This is a genomic window from Candidatus Poriferisocius sp., from assembly GCF_965208475.1.
GTDB lineage: Bacteria > Actinomycetota > Acidimicrobiia > Acidimicrobiales > Bin134 > Poriferisocius.
This window is the reverse complement of the sequence record NZ_OZ242338.1, coordinates 3,057,963-3,076,050: the sequence shown is the minus strand read 5'-3', so window position 1 is coordinate 3,076,050 and position 18,088 is coordinate 3,057,963. Positions and strand designations below refer to the sequence as shown.

Below are 18,088 nucleotides of genomic sequence, written 5' to 3'. Positions count from 1 at the left end.
GACGCGGAGGAGACCATGGAGTTCGGCGTTTTCGTCAACGGCTACATCCCCGGGCCGGCAGCCCACGACACCGAGGCGGAGCACACCGCATTGATGCGCGAGGCCCACTATGTCATCACCGCCGACAAGTACAACTGGAAATACGCCTGGTTCGGCGAGCACCACTGCCTCACGGAGTACAGCCACATGTCGGCCCCCGCCCCAGTCATGGGCTATGTGGCCGCAAAAACCGAGCGCATCCACCTGTCCACCGGCATCACCAGCCTGCCCACCGCCAAGGAGCACCCGGTGCGCATCGCCGAGCGGGCCGCCATGCTCGACCACATCACAGAGAATCGCTTCGAGTTCGGCACCGGCCGCGGCGCGGGGAGCCATGAGGTGGCCACCTTCGGCGGTCTCACCCCGCCCGAGACCAAGTCGATGTGGGACGAGGTCGTCCGCGAGATCCCCCGCATGTGGGAGCAGCGCGACTATTGCTTCGAGGGCGAGCACTTCTCGGTGCCCAAGCCCCACAACGTGCTGCCCAAGCCCCACGGCCACGGCCATCCCCCCATCTGGGTGGCGTGCGGCAACCCCCCCACGTTCGCCAAGGCCGGGTCGATGGGCATCGGCGCCATCGCCTTCAACTTCGAGCCCATCTTCAACCTCAAGGACCGTATTGAGGCTTACAAGGAGGCCATCCAGAGCCCAGTTGAGCAGATCGGCCAGTTCAAGAACGACAACGTGATGATGACCAACGCCGTTATCTGCTTGGAAGACCGGGATCGGGCCCGGGAGATCGCCAAGTCCAAGGGCCGGGGCTATCTCGTCACCATGGTGAACCTTTACCACGACACCATGCCCAAGTCTCCCGACGCCATCACTTGGCCGTCCACTCCCCGGCAGATCGAGTGGACCGACGAGATGCTCGATGGGGCCATTGCCGGCGGCTACATGCTGTGCGGCAATCCTGAAGAAGTGTGCGAGCAGGTGGCCCGCTACCAGACGGTCGGCTGCGACCAGGTGGCGTTCGGCCTGCCCGGCGAGGGCATGGAGCACGAAGAGATCGACGAGATGCTCGAGGTGTTCGGCACCAAGGTGATCCCCGAATACGACCCCGACCCGATCCACTCCACCGACCGCTACCGGGCCACAGCCCAGCGCCGCTATCCCGACTTCGAGTTCCCGCTGCCCGACGGCATCGACGTGGAGCTCATCCCCGAATCCGCCATATTGCCCCTGGGCCACGGCAAGTAGCCCGACCGAGCCAAGGAGCAGCGGCAGTGCCGCGCGACGCCACCGAAACTCGAAACCGGCTACTCGCCGAGGCCGAGCGCCTGTTCGCCGACCAGGGCATCTGGCGGGTGCGGGTACAAGACATCGTGGCTGCCGCCGGGCAAAAGAACAGCTCGGCGCTCACCTACCACTTCAGCTCTCGCCGGGGGGTGCTCGACGCCATCCTGCGGGAGCACGGCGAGCCCATCGACCGAGACAGAGGCGACGTTTGGGCTGCTTTGGACGATGATCAGACCCCCGCTCTCATCGAGGCTCTGATCCAACCCCTCACCTGGCGCCTGTCCACCCCCAGCGGAAGGTGCTACCTGCGCATTGTGGCCCAGCTCAGCGCCGAGTTCAGCCGCTGGGATTTCGATCCCACCCACGTTCCGGCCAACCTCAACGCCATCCTGCGGCTGTTGCGAGACCAGGCCGCCGTCAGCGACAAAGATCAACGCGACGAGCGGGTGCTCGGCATGATCCAGCTCATGACCGCCTCCCTGGCCGAGAGGGCCCGGCGGATCGAGGCCGACGAGCCCTTGGCCACCGACCACGACATGTACGCGGCAAACTTGGTGGACATGTTGACCGGAATCATCGAGGCACCCTCTCGGGCGGTGGTGGCCGGCTTGCCCCTGTGACCGACAGGCCGAGCGCCCGCCCGTCCAAGTCCCGCCCTGCTCTTTGATGTATCGACGACCCGCTCAATAGGCCATGCTTTGGGCATGAATCGATTTGAGAACAAGATCGCCGTTGTCACCGGGGCGGCTTCCGGCATCGGGGCCGCCACCGCGGCCCGGTTTCGCTCCGAGGGTGGAACGGTGGTGGGCATCGACCGCGACCCGGTGAGCGACGTGGACCTGGCCATCCAGCTAGACCTGCTCAACCTGGAGGCCATCAGCCCCTCCGTCGCTCAGGTGATCGATGCCTGCGGCCGCATCGACATCCTGTGCAACATCGCCGGACTCGGCCACTTCGCCAAAGACGAAGACGAGACCCCCGAAGCATGGAACCGGATTATCGGGGTGAACCTCACCGGCACCTTCTTCATGTCCCAGGCTTGCTTGCCCCACCTGCTCGAGTCCCAGGGCAACATTGTGAACACCGCGTCCACCGCCGGCACCAACGCCCAGCCCTGGAGCTCCGCCTACTCGGCCTCCAAGGGCGGGGTGATCGCCCTCACCCAAACCATGGCCATCACCAATGGGCGCTCGGGGATTCGGGTGAACTGCATCGCACCCGGCGGCGTCGAAACCCCGATCGCCAACCAATTCACCCCCCCGGAGAACGTGGACCTCGCAATCATGAGCCGCATCCTGCCCTTCGACCGCCCCGCCGACCCTTCTGAGCTAGCGTCGGCCTTTGCCTTTTTGGCCAGCGACGACGCCAGTTACTGCAACGGAATCGTTCTCAGGGTCGATGGAGGGATGCAGGCATGAGCCACGCGTCTCCTCCCCTTGCCGGTGTTCGGGTCATCGAGAGCTCGCTGCTCGGCCCCGGATTCTTGACCACGTTCCTCTCCGACATGGGCGCCGATGTCATCAAGGTGGAGCCCCCGCAAGGCGACTACATCCGCCAGATGACATGGCCCATCGTCAACGGGGTGTCGCTGCTGCATCTGCACACCCACCGGGGCAAACGCAGCATCGTGCTCGATCTGCGCCAGCCCGAGGGCGTTGAGCTCTACCTGGATTTGGCCCGCAACGCCGACGCGGTGGTCGAGGCCATGAGGCCCGGCGCGCTGGAGCGGCGGGGCTTGGGCTATGAGCAGCTCAAGGAAGTGAACCCCAAGATCGTGTTCGCCACCATCAGCGGATACGGCATGACCGGCCCCTACAAGGACATGCCCAGCCACGGCATCGCCTACGACACCTGGGCCGGGCTCATCCCTCCCGCCTACGACGATGACGGATTCTGCCGCATCCCGGAAATGCCCAACATCGGCATCAACATCGCCCCCCTCATCGGTGCGCTTGCGGTCTGCGCCGGCATCATCCGGGCTCGAGACACCGGCGAGGGCTGCCGGTTGGAGCTGGCCCAGTCCGACGCGGCCGCCTACATGGACTGGTACCGCATCGAGACCTGGAAAGCCTACGAGCGCCCCGAAGACGAGGTGACCGGCAACCCGTCGGATGACTACGAGCGTCGGGCGCCGGGCCTGGCCGGCATGTGGGAGGGCGTCCGCTACCAGATGTACGAGTCGTCCGACGGTCACGTGCTGTTCATGGCCTCAGAACAGGCCTTCTGGCGCAACTTCTGCGAAGCCCTAAATCGAATGGACCTGTTCGACCGCTGGCCAGGGTCGAAGTACGCCGACCATGCCCGGGGAAATCTGGAATTGCAACGGGAGCTGCGGGACATTTTCCGCACCAAGACCAGTGCAGAATGGCTGGAGTTCGGCGACCGGGTAAACACCCCCATCGCCCCGGTGAACAACGCCAAGAACGTGGTCGACGACCCGCAGTTCCAAGATCGGCTGCCACTGTTCTCCGTCGATGAGGTGGGCTGCGAGCAGCTTCCCCTGCCGGTCAAGTTCTTCGACGAGGAACTCCCCGTCCCCGCCCACGCCCCCACCGTCGGCCAGCAGACCGATGAGGTCCTGAGCGAGGTACTGGGATTGAGCAGCGACCGACTAGCTGCCCTGCGGGATCAGGGCATCCTCGGATGACCGACCCCAGATCGGCTGAATCGGTAGCCGCCGAACTGCTGAATGAGGCCGTTGAGCTGACTCGCGAAGCCGGGCGGCTCACGCTGGGCTGGTTCAACGACCACGATCTGTCGGTTCGCCGCAAGGGCGACGGCTCGCCGGTAACCGATGCCGACCAGGTGGCCGAGGCGTTTCTTCGGGAGGCCTTGGCCAAGAGGTTCCCCGATGACGCCGTGATCGGCGAGGAGTACCCCGCAGAACAGGGCACATCGGGGCGGACCTGGATCATCGACCCCATCGACGGTACTCGTAGTTTCGTCCGCGGGGTGCCTCTTTACACCACGCTGCTGGCCATGATCGACCAGCACGGCCCGGCCATCGGCGTCTCCGCCGTACCCGGCCTTGATGAAACGGTCTGGGCGGGCCGCGGCCTGGGCTGCTACCACGACGGCCGTCCCTGTCAGGTGAGCCCTCAAACCGAGCTGGCCCGGTCCTATCTGTGCGCATCGGGCTTCGAATGGTGGCCCGAAGGCGCTTTCGACCGGGTGAGCCGCACCGGCGCCCGAATGCGCACCTGGGGAGACGGCTACGGCTACGTCCTGGTGGCCACCGGCCGAACCGAGGCCATGATCGACCCCGGCCTAAACCTCTGGGACATAGCCCCCATGCTGGTCATAATCCCCGAGTCCGGCGGCCAAATCACCCAGTGGAACGGCGCTACCACCGCCGAGGCCGGCGACTGGCTCGCCACCAACGGGGCCATCCACGATCAACTCCTCAACCGACTCCGCTCCAGCTAAGCCCCAGCGAATTCCTCACAAACAACCTCCTGCCCCTCAAGCACCTCCAAGAACTCCCCCGCATCCACAATCTCCGACAATCCCACCACTCCAGTCCCAGAGACTTTCCCCGCCCCAATCAACTCCAGAACGCTCGTCACAACGGCTGCCGCCGCAAACCCCGGCGCCGCCGAAGCCCCCAGTATCCGCCCGCACCAAGCCCCATCCCTCTGCCCTCTCACTTCTACCCTGACCGCGCCCAGCTTCCCCTCCGGATGCGGCGGCCGCAGCATCGGCAACCAAGAGCTGAGGCGATCCCTCCGAGTGGCCGCCATACGGGCCGTAATCCGATCTGCCCGGCTGAACCTGCGAACCAGCAGCATCGGATCGGGCAACGCGGCCCGATAGCAGTCGGCCGCATCCACCGGGCTAGGGAACCAGCACAGCTCGCGGCCCGAACCACCGGGCCGCTGCTTCCACCCCGCCCGCCATTCCAACGCCAAAGAGCTCAATGCCCTGTGGTGTTGGCGGGCACAAGCGGGCCCACCGGTGCCGAACTTGGCGACGTGTACTTCCGTCACTTCGTCGATTTCCTCCGCCGCCCGAACGGCCAGAACGTCGCTCAAACCAGGCGCCATGCCCACCCCGGCCACCACCAGCGATCTCTGCTGTTGAACCGCCCCGTTCATGCCCAGCAGCCGTCGCACATCAGACACCGAGTCAGACGAGGCCAGCACCACCCGGCCGCTGCCGAGAAATCGACGAGCCAGGCGGGCTTGGCTGCCGGATGCGGTGGCTAGCACCACTACATCTGCCGGATCGTCCAAGCTGCCCACAGTCACGGAAGGTCCGTGCTTTTTCGACAAATGCCAAGCACGATCTGGGTTCCGATCGGTGACCGCCACCCGGCCAGCCGAAAGAGACGGCGAGCCGGCCAGGCGCATCACCACTCCGGCGCCGACCACGCCCGCGCCGACCACCAAGATGTCCATGCTGCTCAGGAGAAGCGTTTCAAGATCTGTTGCTGCCGCTGATCTGGCGCCACCCGCCCGACTGAGGCGGTACGCCCCCGGTTCCCCGAGCACGCAAAATGGCCGCAATAGCAGCCGCCCCGGCCAAAGCAACCAGTGCTCTTCGCAGAACCTTCACAAATCTCATCCTAACGAACCCTGACAACGCCGTGGGCGCCCATTAGCAAGAGGGTCGGGCCACAGAAGGAGCAGGTCACGAAATAGCGAAGATGCCGCTGTGGGGCTAGCTGGATTCGAACCAGCGACCTCACCCTTATCAGGGGTGCGCTCTAACCGACTGAGCTATAGCCCCGCAACCGGACGGCAAGCCTACTTACGGGCAGCCCAGATAGGCCAACGAAATCGAGCAGGGCGAGTCCGGGGACGTTGGCGGGCCGTCTCCTCCTCGATAACCGTAACCCTCATTCCCCCCGTCAGGTCGCTGATGAGATTGAACAGCACACACAGCAAGACATTGAAGAACGTGCCCGCCACCACCAACACCAGTCCTCCCACGGCAAAGCCCCGGAATATCTGGCTGGCGTTGAACTTGAACTCTTGCAGCGCGAAAAGTTCCTCGATGAACGACTCGGTGTCATCCACCGTGCCCGAACCCACCGCGATGCTCCACAGCATCACCCCGGCCAGCATGACGATCACCCACAAGCACCCATAGAACAGCAATGAGATCTTCAATACCGACCAAGGTTCGATGTGCCGGACCACTCGGCGCACCTTGCGGGCCTGCAACCGCACCGCACGCCGGTATTCCCTCGGCGTCACCCTCACGGGAGGTCGCGCCGCTGCCGGACTCGGCAACGGCGAAGCTGACGGGTCGCTCACCCGCCCGGGGTCGATGGACACGACTCGAAGTGTACGGGATCGACGGCGGCAAGAGACTGGCACCGCCACCACCCGAGGGGAAGCAGTTCGGCCCTCGCCGTTGCCATCACCCCATCGCGGCGAACCACCACCTCAGTCTGAAAACCCTCCCTCCTCGACGAAACCAAGTCTGCCCGGTTGGCGGTTGCGACCCTCGCAGCCGCATGCGGTTCGGCGACCGCGGCCATCGCCACCACATCAGCCACTGCGGTCGCCCGTGCCTGTCGAACGGCATCGGCACCCAACTGGCCCAGCAACATGGCTGCCATTCCAATCAACGCCAACACACCCACGCCCAATACCGAGATCGATCCCCGCTCGCGCACAACACTGCTCCCATGTCATGTAGAGGGGAAGATTCAACTCAGAAAAGGCTACTCTTCGTCTTCCACGGTGGACAACACCGGTGCCACCGCGGCTACCAGCTGATCCTCGGCCAGGCTCATCACTCGTACCCCTGAAGCCTGTCGCCCCTTTACCGATATGGAAGAAACCGGTATTCGAATGGTGACTCCGTTGGACGCAACCACGAACACCTCGTCTTCAGAGGTGACTACTCGGGCAGCCACCACCGTTCCCCGGCCGTCCATCATCCGCATTGCCCTCATCCCCAATCCGCCACGATGCTTGGCCCGAAACTCGTTGAGCGGCATCCGCTTGCCAAACCCCTGGTCGGTAACCAACAGCATCTCGTCGCCGGGCTGCACTGCACTGGCCGCCACCACCACGTCATCACCTCGGAGCCTCATTCCCCTTACGCCGGCAGCATTCCGCCCCATAGACCGGACTTCGGTTTCGGAGAAACGCATGAGCTGTCCTGCGGCGCTCACCAAACAGACATCGTCGGAGCCCCCGGTTGCCAAAACCCTCACCAGTTCGTCACCCTCCTTCAGGTTGATGGCAATGAGGCCTCGGGTGCGCGTCTTGTCGTACTCCAAGAAACGAGTCCGCTTCACTACTCCCCGCTGGGTCACGAACAGCAGATAGCGCATTGTCTCGTAGTCTCGGGTGTCGATCACTGCCGAGATGGTTTCTTCGGGTGCCAGGTGGAGCAAGTTCACGACGGCCATGCCGCGAGCAGTGCGGCTCGTTCGAGGCACTTCGTGGACCTTGAGGCGGTATACCCGCCCCATGCTGGTGAAGAACATCAGATAGGCGTGGGCGCTGGTGTGGATGAGCGTGGCTATGTAGTCCCCGTCCTTCAAGTTGGCGCCGATAACCCCCTTGCCTCCCCTACCCTGGGTCTTGAACTCGTCGGGCACCACCGTCTTCACGTAGCCGGCTGCGCTGAGGCTGAAGATCAATTCCTCGTCGTCGATCAGATCCTCGATATTGAAATCGCCTTCGCCGGCCATGATCTGGGTGCGGCGCTCATTGGCGTAGCTCTTCTTCACCTCGAGCAACTCTTCCCGAATCACCGCTCGCAGCTTGGCGGGGTCGGCCAGAATGGCCTCCAACTCGACGATCAGAGCCCGCTTCTCGGCCAGTTCGTCGTTCAGTTCCTGGGTTCCGAGTTGGGTAAGCCGTCCCAGGGCCATATCGAGAATGTGATTGGCCTGAATCTCGCTGAACTCGAACTGCTCGCCCATGAGCGTGGTTCGGGCCGCAGCCCGGTTCGCCGAAGCCCGAATGGCGGCGATGATCTCATCGATCATTTCCACCGCCCGCACCAGTCCTTCGAGGATGTGCTCTCGGCGTCGGGCCTCGTCCAAACGGAACTCAGTGCGGCGACGCACAACTTCCTGCTGATGGCCGGCATAGGCCGCCAGGCAGTCGCGCAGCGTCATGGTTCGGGGCACACCGTCGGCCAGCGCCACCATGTTCGCCGGGAAACTGGTTTGCAGCGGCGAGTATTTGTACAAGTTGTTGAGCACTACCAGGGCAGGGGCATCCCTCTTCAATTCGAACACCAACTTCGTCTGCCCCTTGGCCGACTCATTGTGGATCTGGCGGATCCCGTCGATAACCCGTCGGTTCACCAGATCAGCCACCTTCTCCTCGATCACCTCCGCACTGGTTTGGTACGGAATCTCGGTGACCACGATGCTGGTCTTGGCGCCGCTCTCTACAATTTCGGCCAATGCCCGAACCTTTATGGTCCCCTGGCCGGTGGTATAGGCGTCCCGGATGCCCTGGAAGCCCATGATGCGGCCCCTGGTGGGGAAATCAGGGCCCTTCACGAACTCCATCAACTCCTCGGTGGTGGCCTCAGGATTCTCCAGGAGGTGGTTCACCGCGTCGATTACCTCACCTAGGTTGTGAGGCGGGATGTTGGTGGCCATTCCCACCGCGATCCCCTGACTGCCGTTCACCAGCAGGTTGGGAAACCGCGACGGGAGCACTACCGGCTCGTGTTCAGTGGAGTCGAAGTTGTCGGCGAAGTCGACGGTCTGCTCGTCGATGCCGTCCAGCAGCCGCATGGCCAGCTCGTGGAGTCGGCACTCGGTGTAGCGCATCGCCGCCGGCGGATCATTGGGAGAACCGAAGTTCCCGTGGGGGTCGATCAGGGGGTGGCGCAGCGAGAAGCCCTGCCCGAGCCGCACTAAGGCGTCGTAGATGGCCTGGTCGCCGTGGGGGTGATACTTGCCCATCACATCGCCCACCACTCGGGCGCACTTCACATACGGGCGATTGGGCCGGTGCCCCTGGTCGTACATGCCCCAGAGAATGCGACGGTGTACCGGCTTCAGTCCGTCTCGCACATCGGGAAGCGCCCGAGCGGTGATGACCGACATGGCGTAGTCCAAGAAAGACTGCTCCATCTCGGTCTGGATATCGATGTCCTGGACCGTGCCACTCGACGGCTGTTCAGGCTCGTGAGAGGTATCAATCTCGTCGGGCACGGGATTCCTTGGCGGTCATATGTCCAAAAAACGGACGTCTTTGGCGTTGGTCTGGATGAACCGTTTACGCGATTGAACGTCTTCCCCCATTAGCTTGGAGAACACATCGTCGGCCGCGGCGGCCTGTTCCACCGAGACTCGCAGCAACGTGCGCTGCGTGGGGTCCATGGTGGTAGACCACAACTCCTCCGCGTCCATCTCGCCAAGGCCCTTGAGCCGCTGGAAGTCCGCGCTGTGCTTGGGATTCTCCGCCAGGAAGGCCTCTTTGGCGTGGTCGTCTTTCAGGTAGATCTTCGACCGTCCGACTTCTGTTGAGTAGAGCGGGGGCTGGGCGATGTACACGCGTCCCCTCACCACCAGTTTGCGCATCTGCCGGTAGAAGAAGGTAAGCAACAGGGTGCGGATGTGGCTGCCATCCACATCGGCATCGGCCAAAAGGATCACCTTTCCGTAGCGAACTCGGCTCTCGTCTTCTCGCTCGCGTTCATCCGTGTCCTTGGTGCCGTTGCTCTCCGCGATATCGAACTCGTCGCCGAACCCCGCTCCTATTGCCGCCACCAGGGCTTGGATCTCCGTATTGCGGAGCATTCGGTCAGCCTGGACCCGCTCTACATTCAAGATCTTTCCCCGGATGGGCAGTATGGCCATGTTCTTGGGGTCGCGGGCGTCCTTGGCCGAGCCGCCTGCCGAGTTGCCCTCCACAATGAACAGCTCGCATTCATCTCGATTGGTGGAGGTGCAGTCGACCAGCTTGCCGGGCAATCCCGCTCCGTCCAATGCCGATTTTCGCCTAGTGGCATCGCGAGCCTGTCGAGCCGCTAGACGGGCCTTTTGGGCCTGGAGGCACTTGACCACGATCTTGCGGGCATCGGTCGGGTTCTCCTCCAACCATTCAGCCAGCTTCTCGTTGGTGGCCCGCTCCACCAGCGAGCGAATCGAGGCGTTGCCCAGCTTGGATTTGGTCTGGCCCTCGAATTGCGGCTCCCGCAGCCTCACGCTCACAATGGCCGTCAAACCCTCCCGGATATCTTCGCCGGCCAGGTTGTCGTCTTTTTCCTTCAAATGACCCTTGGCTCGGCAATAGTCGTTGACCACTCTGGTGAGTCCCTTGCGGAAACCCTCCTCATGCATGCCTCCCTCAACGGTGTTGATGCCGTTGGCAAAGGAGTGCAGGCCGTCGGTGTTGTAGCCCGTGTTCCACTGGAAAGCCACCTCGACCTCGTCCCCGCCGTCTTGCTGAGAGAAGAAGCCGACCTCGTCGAACAACGCGTCTTTCGAGCTGTTCACCTCGCGGACAAAGTCGCTGATGCCGTCTTGGTAGCAGTACACCGTCCACTCGGTGCCTCCAGTGCCGTCAGAGCGCAAGTCTCGGAACTTGATCTCCAGATTGCGGTTCAAGAACGCCATCATCTGGAGTCGCTCCACCAGAGCCTGGGCTCGGAACCGCACATCGTCGAAGATGCTCTCATCGGGCCAGAAGCGAACTGTTGTGCCGGTACGGCCGTCGGGGCTGTCGCCGACCACACGAAGCTCCTCAGCGATCTCCCCGCCGTTGGCGAATGTCATCGAGTGTCGCCAGCCGTCCCGGTCGATTTCCACTTCCAGCCGAGTCGACAGGGCGTTCACCACCGACACCCCCACCCCGTGCAGGCCTCCCGATACCTTGTAACCGTTGCCGCCGAACTTGCCGCCCGCATGCAATAGCGTGAGCACGACGGCCACCGCGCTCATATCGGGGTGCTGGGGATGGGCATCAACCGGAATGCCACGTCCATCGTCTCGCACCTCGCAGCCGCCGTCGGCCAGAAGGGTCACCTCGATGGTCGAGCAGTAGCCGGCCATCGCCTCGTCAACGGCGTTGTCCACCACTTCGTAGACCAAGTGGTGCAACCCAGTCACCGAGGTGGAACCGATATACATGCCCGGACGCGTCCTCACCGCGTCGAGGCCTTCCAAGATAGTTATGTCTTCAGCTCTATAAGACTCAGACGTGTCTGTCACGACCTGGCTTTTCTGCCCTGCTAAACGGGCCTCGTTGGTAGATTGGACAGGTGTCTTTGCCAGGTTGCTCGCTTCGCGACCAGACCAGCCGAATGCCCTGTCCCGTATGGTGCAATTCTACCAGTTGACGCTCTCCATTTGACTCACCGGAGACCTGCCCGCCGGCTTCTCCACGGGATCATCGCGGTCGGACCCTGACGGTCAGAGAACTGACGGCTTCTTGCTCGGCGACCGCATTGATCCGATCTATGAGGTCCGAGCTGAAGAACTTCATTTCCGTAGCCCACGCGGGGTCGTCAACTGCCACAACCAACTCCCCGTCGACGAGGCGCACCGGCGACGCGTGGGCCGCCATCACCGTGCCCACCAGTTCTTCCCACGCCTCGAACACCGCCGCCAATACCTGGGCTCGGGGCGCTCTCAACCGGTAGGCCACCTGGTCGAGAGCCTCTCCTATCCGCTTGGGGCCGGAAGGCTCGTGCAATGGTTCCCACCCCACCCTGTCAACCTGCTCTCACGTCAACGCACCGCCCCAGGTCACACTTCGCGGTACACCCGGCCAGCAGTTACCCGGAAGCGGGCGTCATAAGAGATGTCAGCGGGCAAATCACCAGCAGAGGTGAGAAGGGTCTGCTCGGAATGCAATGCCCGCAGCACACCCCGCGATCTGCCGGGGTCCAATTCTGAGAACACATCGTCAAGCAACAGCACCGGAGATTGGCCGACCGCCTCGGCCAATTCGCGATGCACAGCTAGACGCAGTGCCAACGCCAGGGAACGCTGTTCGCCCTGCGAGGCATGGGTACGGACCGGTCTTCCATCAAGCATCAACGAGAGGTCGTCTCGATGAGGACCCACCGTGCTAACTCCTCGGCGCAGATCTTCGCTCCGGGCCCGTTTGAGCGCCTCGCCCAACCCTTCCCCCTGCCAGGCACACTCATAGCTCATTTCCAGAGGCAACATCTCCCCCGCAATCTCTCCATAGGCGGCCGCTGCCCTCGGACCAAGCCGCATCGCCAGCATCCTGCGGGCGTCGACAAGCTCTTCGGCTGCTTCGGCAAGCTTGTCGTCCCAAACCTCCAACGTCGTTCCCACATCGGCACTCAGCCGACCCCCCGCCCCTCGGAGAAGAGCGTTTCGTTGACGCAAAATGTTCTCAACCTCCGACCTAACCGCGTCCAGCCGGGGTTCCATCTGCCCCAACGCATCGTCCAAGTATCGTCGTCGATCGTTCGGGCTGCCTTTGACCAAGGTCAGATCCTCGGGCATGAACACCGACACCGGTATGCGTCCTAGCAATTCCCGCCGTCGCACCCGTTGCCTGTTCATCTGAAAGTGGGAACGACCATGGTGCCGTATAGCGGCCTCTATCAACAGTTTCCGCTCGCCGGCTAGAGCTTCCCCTCTAACAACCGCCTCAGAGACGGTAGAATCAGTTCTGACCAACGCTGACACCGTACTCACCCTAAATGATCCCATAGTAGCCAGGTAAAAAATAGCCTCGAGAAGATTGGTTTTCCCTTCGCCATTGGCACCAACAAACAAGCTGGTTCCCGTAGGCAAGTCCAAGTCAAGCTGGCAATAACTCCGGAAATCAGATAGCCATAGCTTAGTGAAGCGCACCTTCAGTTGATTCGTACTGGCATCAACAGGTATAAGAAATCCTCAGATTCTGGTATACGTAGAACTGCTGGCTTGAGAGCATCCACCGTATTCAATACAACTTCTTCGCCAGTCGCAGCTTCCGCTCCATCCAGCAAATACTCAGGATTGAATGCCACTGTAAGGTCTTCGCCTTCATACACCGCGTCCATCTGTTCTCGGGCTGCTCCAACATCTTGTGTTGTGGCCGACAAGTCTAACCCAGCAGATGACATGTCCAAACGTATTGGAGTTGAATCTTGAGCCATCAGCCGCACTCGTCGTACCGCACTGATAAGACTCTCACGGTTCATTGTCAGTCGATTTGGCTGATGCGTTGGAATTAGGCCTTGATAGCTAGGAAACTCTCCCTCTATGAGCCGAGTGGCCACCGTTATAGAACCGATACCAAACGACGCTTCACGATCGCTGAATCTCAAGGTGATGTTATCCGAATCTTCAAGCAATCGAAGAACTTCTTGAATAGATCGTGATGGAACCAACACGCTTGGCTCCGAACCCAGCAATTCCAATTCAGGAAGGTCACATAGAGCCAGGCGGTAAGAATCTGTCGTCACCATGCGAAGCCCTCCCTGTTCTGCTGATAAGAGGACACCAGTCAACACCGGTCGAGACTCATCAGTCGAAGCGGCTTTGACAACCTGACGCAATGCCGCTGTTAGGTTCCCCGCCTCCAACACAACCGGCTCATCTTCAAGAGCAGTCATCTTCGGAAAATCTTCAGCACTCATGGTTTGCAGTGAAAATGAAGAACGAGCCGACTCAACGTCAATTCCCCCATCATTCACTTCCACGTTGACCGCACCAGCATCAAGTGACCGTACAACATCACTAATCAACCGAGCGGTTACAACGGTCTCCCCGTCCATCGCTCCCGCAACCTTCAGATGCACGGTAATGGTCAGTTCCCGATCGGTTGCCGTCAGGGTTAAGTCGTCACCAGACAGCGCCATATGCACGCCGGATAGCACAAGTTGATACCCTCCCCTGGTGCCAGCGGCCCGGCCAGTGGTTGTCAATGCTTCAAGGAGGGCATCCCGCTCGCATCGAAATTTCACAGGTTTGCTCGCTTTCTATGTCTATTTATATATTTATGCTGCTAGCAGCAGTAGGTCGGTGGAAATGTGGAAAAAGTACGTTTCCCCAGGTCAATCGGCCTTTGCCTTACGAGTGGCTTTCCCCAGACAGGGGAACGTTGTAGGGGCGACAGAGAGACTCTGTGGATTGTGTTAGCGCAGTCCCCAGGGATCATAGGATTTTCCCCAACTTGACGCCGCATAAATCCCCAGCACTGTGGCCTAGGCATTTTTGATTCTTTGGATCAAGCCGGTAACCTGGTTGAATGTCTCCGGTTGTTCTGCCATTTGCGTGGTAATTTTCTGGATGGCGTGGATGGCGGTTGTATGATCTCTCCCACCAAAGACGCGAGCTATGTCGGGGTAGCTTAGATCAGTCAATTCTCGAAAGACATACATGGATACTTGACGAGCCTTGACGAGCGGTCGTTGACGCCGAGGGCCGACAATATCTTCAATGGCAAAGCCAAAGAGTTCTGAGGTAGCTTGCAAGATGATATCAGAGGTCACAAGCTGGGGTTCCCGACGTGCAGTTATATCTCGCAAAATAAACTGCGCAAGGTCGAGACTGAGGGGTTTGTCATTAAAACTAGCGTAGGCAGTTACCCTGGTGAGTGCTCCCTCCAATTCTCGAATATTGTCTTTGATATTACTAGCAATAAATGTCAGAACATCGTCGTCAATAGTGAAATTGGACTGCTCTGCTTTTTTCCTCAGAATAGCTAGCCTAGTTTCCAAGTCGGGTGGCTGGATATCAGTTAGGAGACCCATTTTGAATCGGCTGGTCATCCGATCTTCGAGTGTTGCTATTGCATCAGGAGGTCGATCACTCGTAAGGACTATTTGCTTGTTTACTTCATGAAGTGAGTTGAAAGTATGGAAGAACTCTTCCTGCAAACCTTCTTTGCCTTCCAGGAACTGAATATCGTCCACGAGAAGTACATCAACTTCGCGATAGTTACGTTTAAAATAACTACGAGTATTTGTTCGAATAGCATCAACGAATTGATTGAGGAAGGTTTCTGTGGAGACATAGAGAACCTTTTCAATGGGATGACGCGAGTCATTGGCATAGTGATCTTTAACGTAGTGCCCAATGGCTTGAAGAAGATGAGTTTTGCCTAGGCCAGCATGTCCGTGAATGAATAATGGATTGTACGATTTGCCTGGAGTCTCAGCGACGGACAAAGCAGCAGCAAGGGCAAATCTATTAGACGGTCCGGTTACAAACTTATCAAATACATAATTCGGATGGAGTGTATTGTTTGTTTTGTTCTCAACGAGAGGACTAGCGACCTCGGGAATAGAACTCGGAGGTGACAACGTTATATCGGGACTCGCTTGACTATTTGGACCTTGGTCGGTGCTAATCTTTAGCGTTATGTGGGTTGCGTTAGAATTAGCTAATGCTTTGCGCAATACTTCAAAGTACTCACCTTCTAGCCGATCTTTGATTATAGTATTCGGAACGGTGAGTTCGAGTACATCTTCGACAAGGGATGTTGGCTTTGCTGGATTGAAAGTTGATTGCCACACCGCGTCGGGGACTTGAGTGCGAATACTGTTGGCGCAGGAAGTCCAGAGAAGTGTTGCTGACACCATTTGATGGCAACTCCAAAAGATTGAAAAGTAATATCCACAAATGTGTACAAATTGTGGATAACTTACGACTTGCTTTGTTGTTCCCAACCAAGTTGGCACCTTCTCGACTGGAGCACAGGACTGTAGCACCCAGGCTGAGCATGTGCACGGGCGTTAGGCAAAGTTTCGGCAGGTCAGGGGCTTGCGTTGGTAATGTTGTGATTGTCGTTCAGGTGGCTGATGTTGACATCGGGGGCTCATTGGTTGTCGTCATGCTCAGAGAGGCCGTAGCGTAGGGCGAACGCCGGGAGACGGGAGGCGCTGGTAGGGCGGTCTCGATGACGATGTCACCCCGGCCTTGGAGGAACTAGTGAAGCGCACGTATCAGCCGAATGTGCAGCGCCGGGCCCGGCGTCACGGCTTTCGGCATCGAATGATGACGAAGAGCGGGCGGGCGATTATCAGTGCTCGTCGCCGCCGCGGCCGCAAAAGGCTGTCGGCCTGATTGACCGGCTCAGGGGACGCGATGCGTTCGCTCGGTTGGGTGCCGAAGGTGTTCGTGCCAGCCAGGGACAGCTCTGGGTCCGATTCGTGCCCGAGCCTTCCCTCGGCGCGGCCCAAGTGGCTTATGCGTTGCCTCGGCGGATGGGAACCGCGGTAATGCGAAACACGACCCGCCGTCGCTTGCGAGAGATTGTGAGAGACCTGGATCGAAATGCTCCCGATGGTCTGCCAAATGGCCTATACCTAATTGGCACTCAGCGCGGTGCCAAGAGCTATGCCTACGTTGACCTGCGGGATTCGTTGGCGGTGTGTCTGGCCAAATTGGACCGGGTTGTCTTGTGAGACCGGGCGATCACGAGGAGAGGAACTGGAGCATGGGCTTGGGTGCTCGTGCGGTGAAAGGCCTGATTACGGTGTACCAGCGCGCCACCGACCATCGCCCGAGCCCTTGCCGGTATGTGCCGAGCTGCTCTTACTATGCAGTCGAGGCGGTGGAGGTGCATGGCGCGGCCAAGGGTGCATGGCTGGGCTTGCGTCGCCTGATCAGATGTCGCCCCGGGGCGCCGACCGGCTGGGACCCGGTGCCCGATGCCAGCGGCCGCCTCTCCCCTGACCCCACCGCAACCGAGGTGGCGGCTGATGTTTGACGCCTTGTTCGACGGCCTAGCTTGGTTGCTAGCGGTCTATTACACGCTGGGAAGCAGTTACGGCATCGCCATCATGCTGTTCACCCTCACGGTGATGCTGGTTCTAACGCCGCTCACGTTCTATACCACCCGCTCCATGCTTCGGATGACGGCCCTTCAGCCTGAGGTCAAGAAGCTTCAGTCGCAGTACCAGGGCGACCGCCAGCGGATGAACGAAGAGATGATGCGGCTATATCAGGCCAACAATGTGAATCCTCTGGGCAGTTGTCTGCCCATGTTGGCCCAGCTCCCAGTGTTCTTCGTGCTTTTCCGTCTGATTCGCGGGCTCACACGGCGGGTCAGCGATCTGGGCAACCATGTAGGTTGGCGTCTGCCGTTCGGGGACACTGCGGCGGTACCCAACCCCGATTTTCCCGACCGGACATTCAACCCGGAGTATTTGGCGTCAGGTTCCGAACTGCGGGTCGCCCTCGAAGGCTCCACGGAAATGAATTTCCTGGGCACGGACCTGTCGGCCAGCCTCACCGACGCTTTTCGGGACTCCTTTTCCACCGCCCTGCCGTTCCTGCTGTTGATCGTGTTGATCGGTGTGAGCAGCTATATCCAGCAGCGCCAGATCGCGGGTCGCCGTGATCCTGATGCTCCCGTGAACCCTCAACAGCAGATGATCATGAAGCTGATGCCCTGGTTCTTGCCGATCATATCGGTCGGCTTTCCCGCTGGTCTGAATCTGTACTTTGTGAGCTCCAACATCGTGCGTGTAGGGCAGCAAGCGGTGATCACTCGCCGCATCTACAACCCCCACAAGGAGCGTCAGGCTCAAATCGACAGCAGGAAAGACGAGGAAGAAGAAATTCCGGCACCCGCTAAGCCTGACCCGTCGCCGCTGATCAGGCCGAACACTCCGGTACAGGACCACGGTAGCCGGCGGCCCACATCCAGAACGCCACCGAAACGGCGGACAGATAGCCGCCGCACGCAGGTGAGCGCCTCTGAGCCGAAGAGGCCGACTCGGTCGGCTTCCACGTCTGAAGCCCAGGAGGCGCGAGTGGGAGACTCGAAGCCGTTGAGGGCCAAGGAGAGAAGCAGCAAGTCATCAAAACCAACGCCGGAGCAACGCCAGACGAGCCGGACCACTCAAAAGGGCCATCAGTCACACCCCACTGATCGTCGGCGCCAGCGCAAGAAGAGGAGAAGGTAGC

18 protein-coding genes and 1 tRNA gene are annotated in these 18,088 nt (G+C 60.4%); 9 read left to right on the top strand and 10 right to left on the bottom strand.

Features of this window, described 5'->3' with window-relative positions:
- Nucleotides 1–15: 15 nt before the first annotated feature.
- The 5 genes from ACOGXA_RS14345 (at nt 16) to ACOGXA_RS14325 (ending at nt 4,701) form a co-directional block, all read left to right on the top strand.
- Complete coding sequence (locus tag ACOGXA_RS14345) at nt 16–1,236, top strand: LLM class flavin-dependent oxidoreductase (RefSeq protein WP_419924542.1); 1,221 nt, start codon at nt 16–18, stop codon at nt 1,234–1,236.
- A 26-nt stretch (nt 1,237–1,262) separates the two neighbouring features.
- Entirely contained in the window at nt 1,263–1,895 is a 633-nt protein-coding gene (locus ACOGXA_RS14340) for a TetR/AcrR family transcriptional regulator (RefSeq protein WP_419924541.1), read from the top strand.
- Nucleotides 1,896–1,979: 84 nt separating this feature from the next.
- A complete protein-coding gene (locus ACOGXA_RS14335) occupies nt 1,980–2,693 on the top strand; it encodes an SDR family NAD(P)-dependent oxidoreductase (RefSeq protein ID WP_419924540.1) in 714 nt (237 codons plus the stop codon).
- Entirely contained in the window at nt 2,690–3,922 is a 1,233-nt protein-coding gene (locus ACOGXA_RS14330; RefSeq protein ID WP_419924539.1) for a CaiB/BaiF CoA transferase family protein, read from the top strand. Before ACOGXA_RS14335 ends, ACOGXA_RS14330 begins: the two co-directional genes overlap by 4 nt.
- Nucleotides 3,919–4,701 (top strand): inositol monophosphatase family protein, encoded by a 783-nt coding sequence (locus ACOGXA_RS14325; RefSeq protein ID WP_419924538.1) that lies wholly within the window; start codon nt 3,919–3,921, stop codon nt 4,699–4,701. Before ACOGXA_RS14330 ends, ACOGXA_RS14325 begins: the two co-directional genes overlap by 4 nt.
- Here the strand turns inward: ACOGXA_RS14325 and ACOGXA_RS14320 are convergent.
- The 10 genes from ACOGXA_RS14320 to dnaA form a co-directional block, all read right to left on the bottom strand.
- The gene (locus tag ACOGXA_RS14320) at nt 4,698–5,672 is read right to left on the bottom strand and encodes a hypothetical protein (RefSeq protein WP_419924537.1); all 975 of its coding nucleotides are present in this window, start codon (nt 5,670–5,672) and stop codon (nt 4,698–4,700) included. The two genes, ACOGXA_RS14325 and ACOGXA_RS14320, sit on opposite strands and share 4 nt — an antisense overlap.
- A gap of 257 nt (nt 5,673–5,929) precedes the next feature.
- A tRNA-Ile gene (locus ACOGXA_RS14315) sits at nt 5,930–6,003 on the bottom strand.
- A 17-nt stretch (nt 6,004–6,020) separates the two neighbouring features.
- Nucleotides 6,021–6,554 (bottom strand): DUF3566 domain-containing protein, encoded by a 534-nt coding sequence (locus ACOGXA_RS14310; RefSeq protein WP_419924536.1) that lies wholly within the window; start codon nt 6,552–6,554, stop codon nt 6,021–6,023.
- Nucleotides 6,530–6,898 carry a hypothetical protein gene (locus ACOGXA_RS14305; RefSeq protein ID WP_419924535.1) on the bottom strand — a complete coding sequence of 123 codons (369 nt, stop codon included), beginning with the start codon at nt 6,896–6,898 and terminating at the stop codon, nt 6,530–6,532. Before ACOGXA_RS14305 ends, ACOGXA_RS14310 begins: the two co-directional genes overlap by 25 nt.
- Nucleotides 6,899–6,946: 48 nt before the next feature.
- On the bottom strand, nt 6,947–9,415 hold the full coding sequence (gene gyrA / locus ACOGXA_RS14300; protein WP_419924534.1) for a DNA gyrase subunit A: 2,469 nt from the start codon (nt 9,413–9,415) through the stop codon (nt 6,947–6,949).
- 15 nt (nt 9,416–9,430) lie between these two features.
- On the bottom strand, nt 9,431–11,416 hold the full coding sequence (locus ACOGXA_RS14295) for a DNA gyrase/topoisomerase IV subunit B (protein WP_419924533.1): 1,986 nt from the start codon (nt 11,414–11,416) through the stop codon (nt 9,431–9,433).
- A 178-nt stretch (nt 11,417–11,594) separates the two neighbouring features.
- Entirely contained in the window at nt 11,595–11,900 is a 306-nt protein-coding gene (locus ACOGXA_RS14290; protein WP_419924532.1) for a DciA family protein, read from the bottom strand.
- Nucleotides 11,901–11,953: 53 nt separating this feature from the next.
- Nucleotides 11,954–13,039: a DNA replication/repair protein RecF gene (recF, locus tag ACOGXA_RS14285; RefSeq protein WP_419924531.1), complete on the bottom strand. Its 1,086-nt coding sequence runs from the start codon at nt 13,037–13,039 to the stop codon at nt 11,954–11,956.
- A 2-nt stretch (nt 13,040–13,041) separates the two neighbouring features.
- Nucleotides 13,042–14,136 carry a DNA polymerase III subunit beta gene (dnaN, locus tag ACOGXA_RS14280; protein ID WP_419924530.1) on the bottom strand — a complete coding sequence of 365 codons (1,095 nt, stop codon included), beginning with the start codon at nt 14,134–14,136 and terminating at the stop codon, nt 13,042–13,044.
- Nucleotides 14,137–14,376: 240 nt separating this feature from the next.
- Nucleotides 14,377–15,756, bottom strand: a complete 1,380-nt coding sequence (gene dnaA / locus ACOGXA_RS14275) for a chromosomal replication initiator protein DnaA (RefSeq protein ID WP_419926990.1) — start codon at nt 15,754–15,756, stop codon at nt 14,377–14,379.
- Nucleotides 15,757–16,093: 337 nt separating this feature from the next.
- On the opposite strand from dnaA, the gene rpmH reads away from it, so the two are divergent.
- From rpmH to yidC, 4 genes are read left to right on the top strand one after another with little or no spacing between them, the layout of a single operon-like run.
- Nucleotides 16,094–16,240: a 50S ribosomal protein L34 gene (rpmH, locus tag ACOGXA_RS14270; protein ID WP_419924529.1), complete on the top strand. Its 147-nt coding sequence runs from the start codon at nt 16,094–16,096 to the stop codon at nt 16,238–16,240.
- Complete coding sequence (locus tag ACOGXA_RS14265; protein WP_419926989.1) at nt 16,237–16,581, top strand: ribonuclease P protein component; 345 nt, start codon at nt 16,237–16,239, stop codon at nt 16,579–16,581. Before rpmH ends, ACOGXA_RS14265 begins: the two co-directional genes overlap by 4 nt.
- A gap of 32 nt (nt 16,582–16,613) precedes the next feature.
- The gene (gene yidD / locus ACOGXA_RS14260; protein ID WP_419924528.1) at nt 16,614–16,886 is read left to right on the top strand and encodes a membrane protein insertion efficiency factor YidD; all 273 of its coding nucleotides are present in this window, start codon (nt 16,614–16,616) and stop codon (nt 16,884–16,886) included.
- Entirely contained in the window at nt 16,879–18,087 is a 1,209-nt protein-coding gene (gene yidC, locus ACOGXA_RS14255) for a membrane protein insertase YidC (protein ID WP_419924527.1), read from the top strand. Before yidD ends, yidC begins: the two co-directional genes overlap by 8 nt.
- The last annotated feature ends 1 nt before the right edge of the window (nt 18,088 follow it).

What these genes read in the sequence shown, in the direction of transcription:
- ACOGXA_RS14345 (WP_419924542.1), top strand. Translation starts at nt 16, where the DNA reads ATGGAGTTCGGCGTTTTCGTCAACGGCTACATCCCCGGGCCGGCAGCC.
- ACOGXA_RS14335 (WP_419924540.1), top strand. Translation starts at nt 1,980, where the DNA reads ATGAATCGATTTGAGAACAAGATCGCCGTTGTCACCGGGGCGGCTTCC.
- ACOGXA_RS14330 (WP_419924539.1), top strand. Translation starts at nt 2,690, where the DNA reads ATGAGCCACGCGTCTCCTCCCCTTGCCGGTGTTCGGGTCATCGAGAGC.
- ACOGXA_RS14325 (WP_419924538.1), top strand. Translation starts at nt 3,919, where the DNA reads ATGACCGACCCCAGATCGGCTGAATCGGTAGCCGCCGAACTGCTGAAT.
- ACOGXA_RS14320 (WP_419924537.1), bottom strand. Translation starts at nt 5,672, where the DNA reads ATGGACATCTTGGTGGTCGGCGCGGGCGTGGTCGGCGCCGGAGTGGTG.
- dnaA (WP_419926990.1), bottom strand. Translation starts at nt 15,756, where the DNA reads ATGGTGTCAGCAACACTTCTCTGGACTTCCTGCGCCAACAGTATTCGC.
- yidD (WP_419924528.1), top strand. Translation starts at nt 16,614, where the DNA reads ATGGGCTTGGGTGCTCGTGCGGTGAAAGGCCTGATTACGGTGTACCAG.
- yidC (WP_419924527.1), top strand. Translation starts at nt 16,879, where the DNA reads ATGTTTGACGCCTTGTTCGACGGCCTAGCTTGGTTGCTAGCGGTCTAT.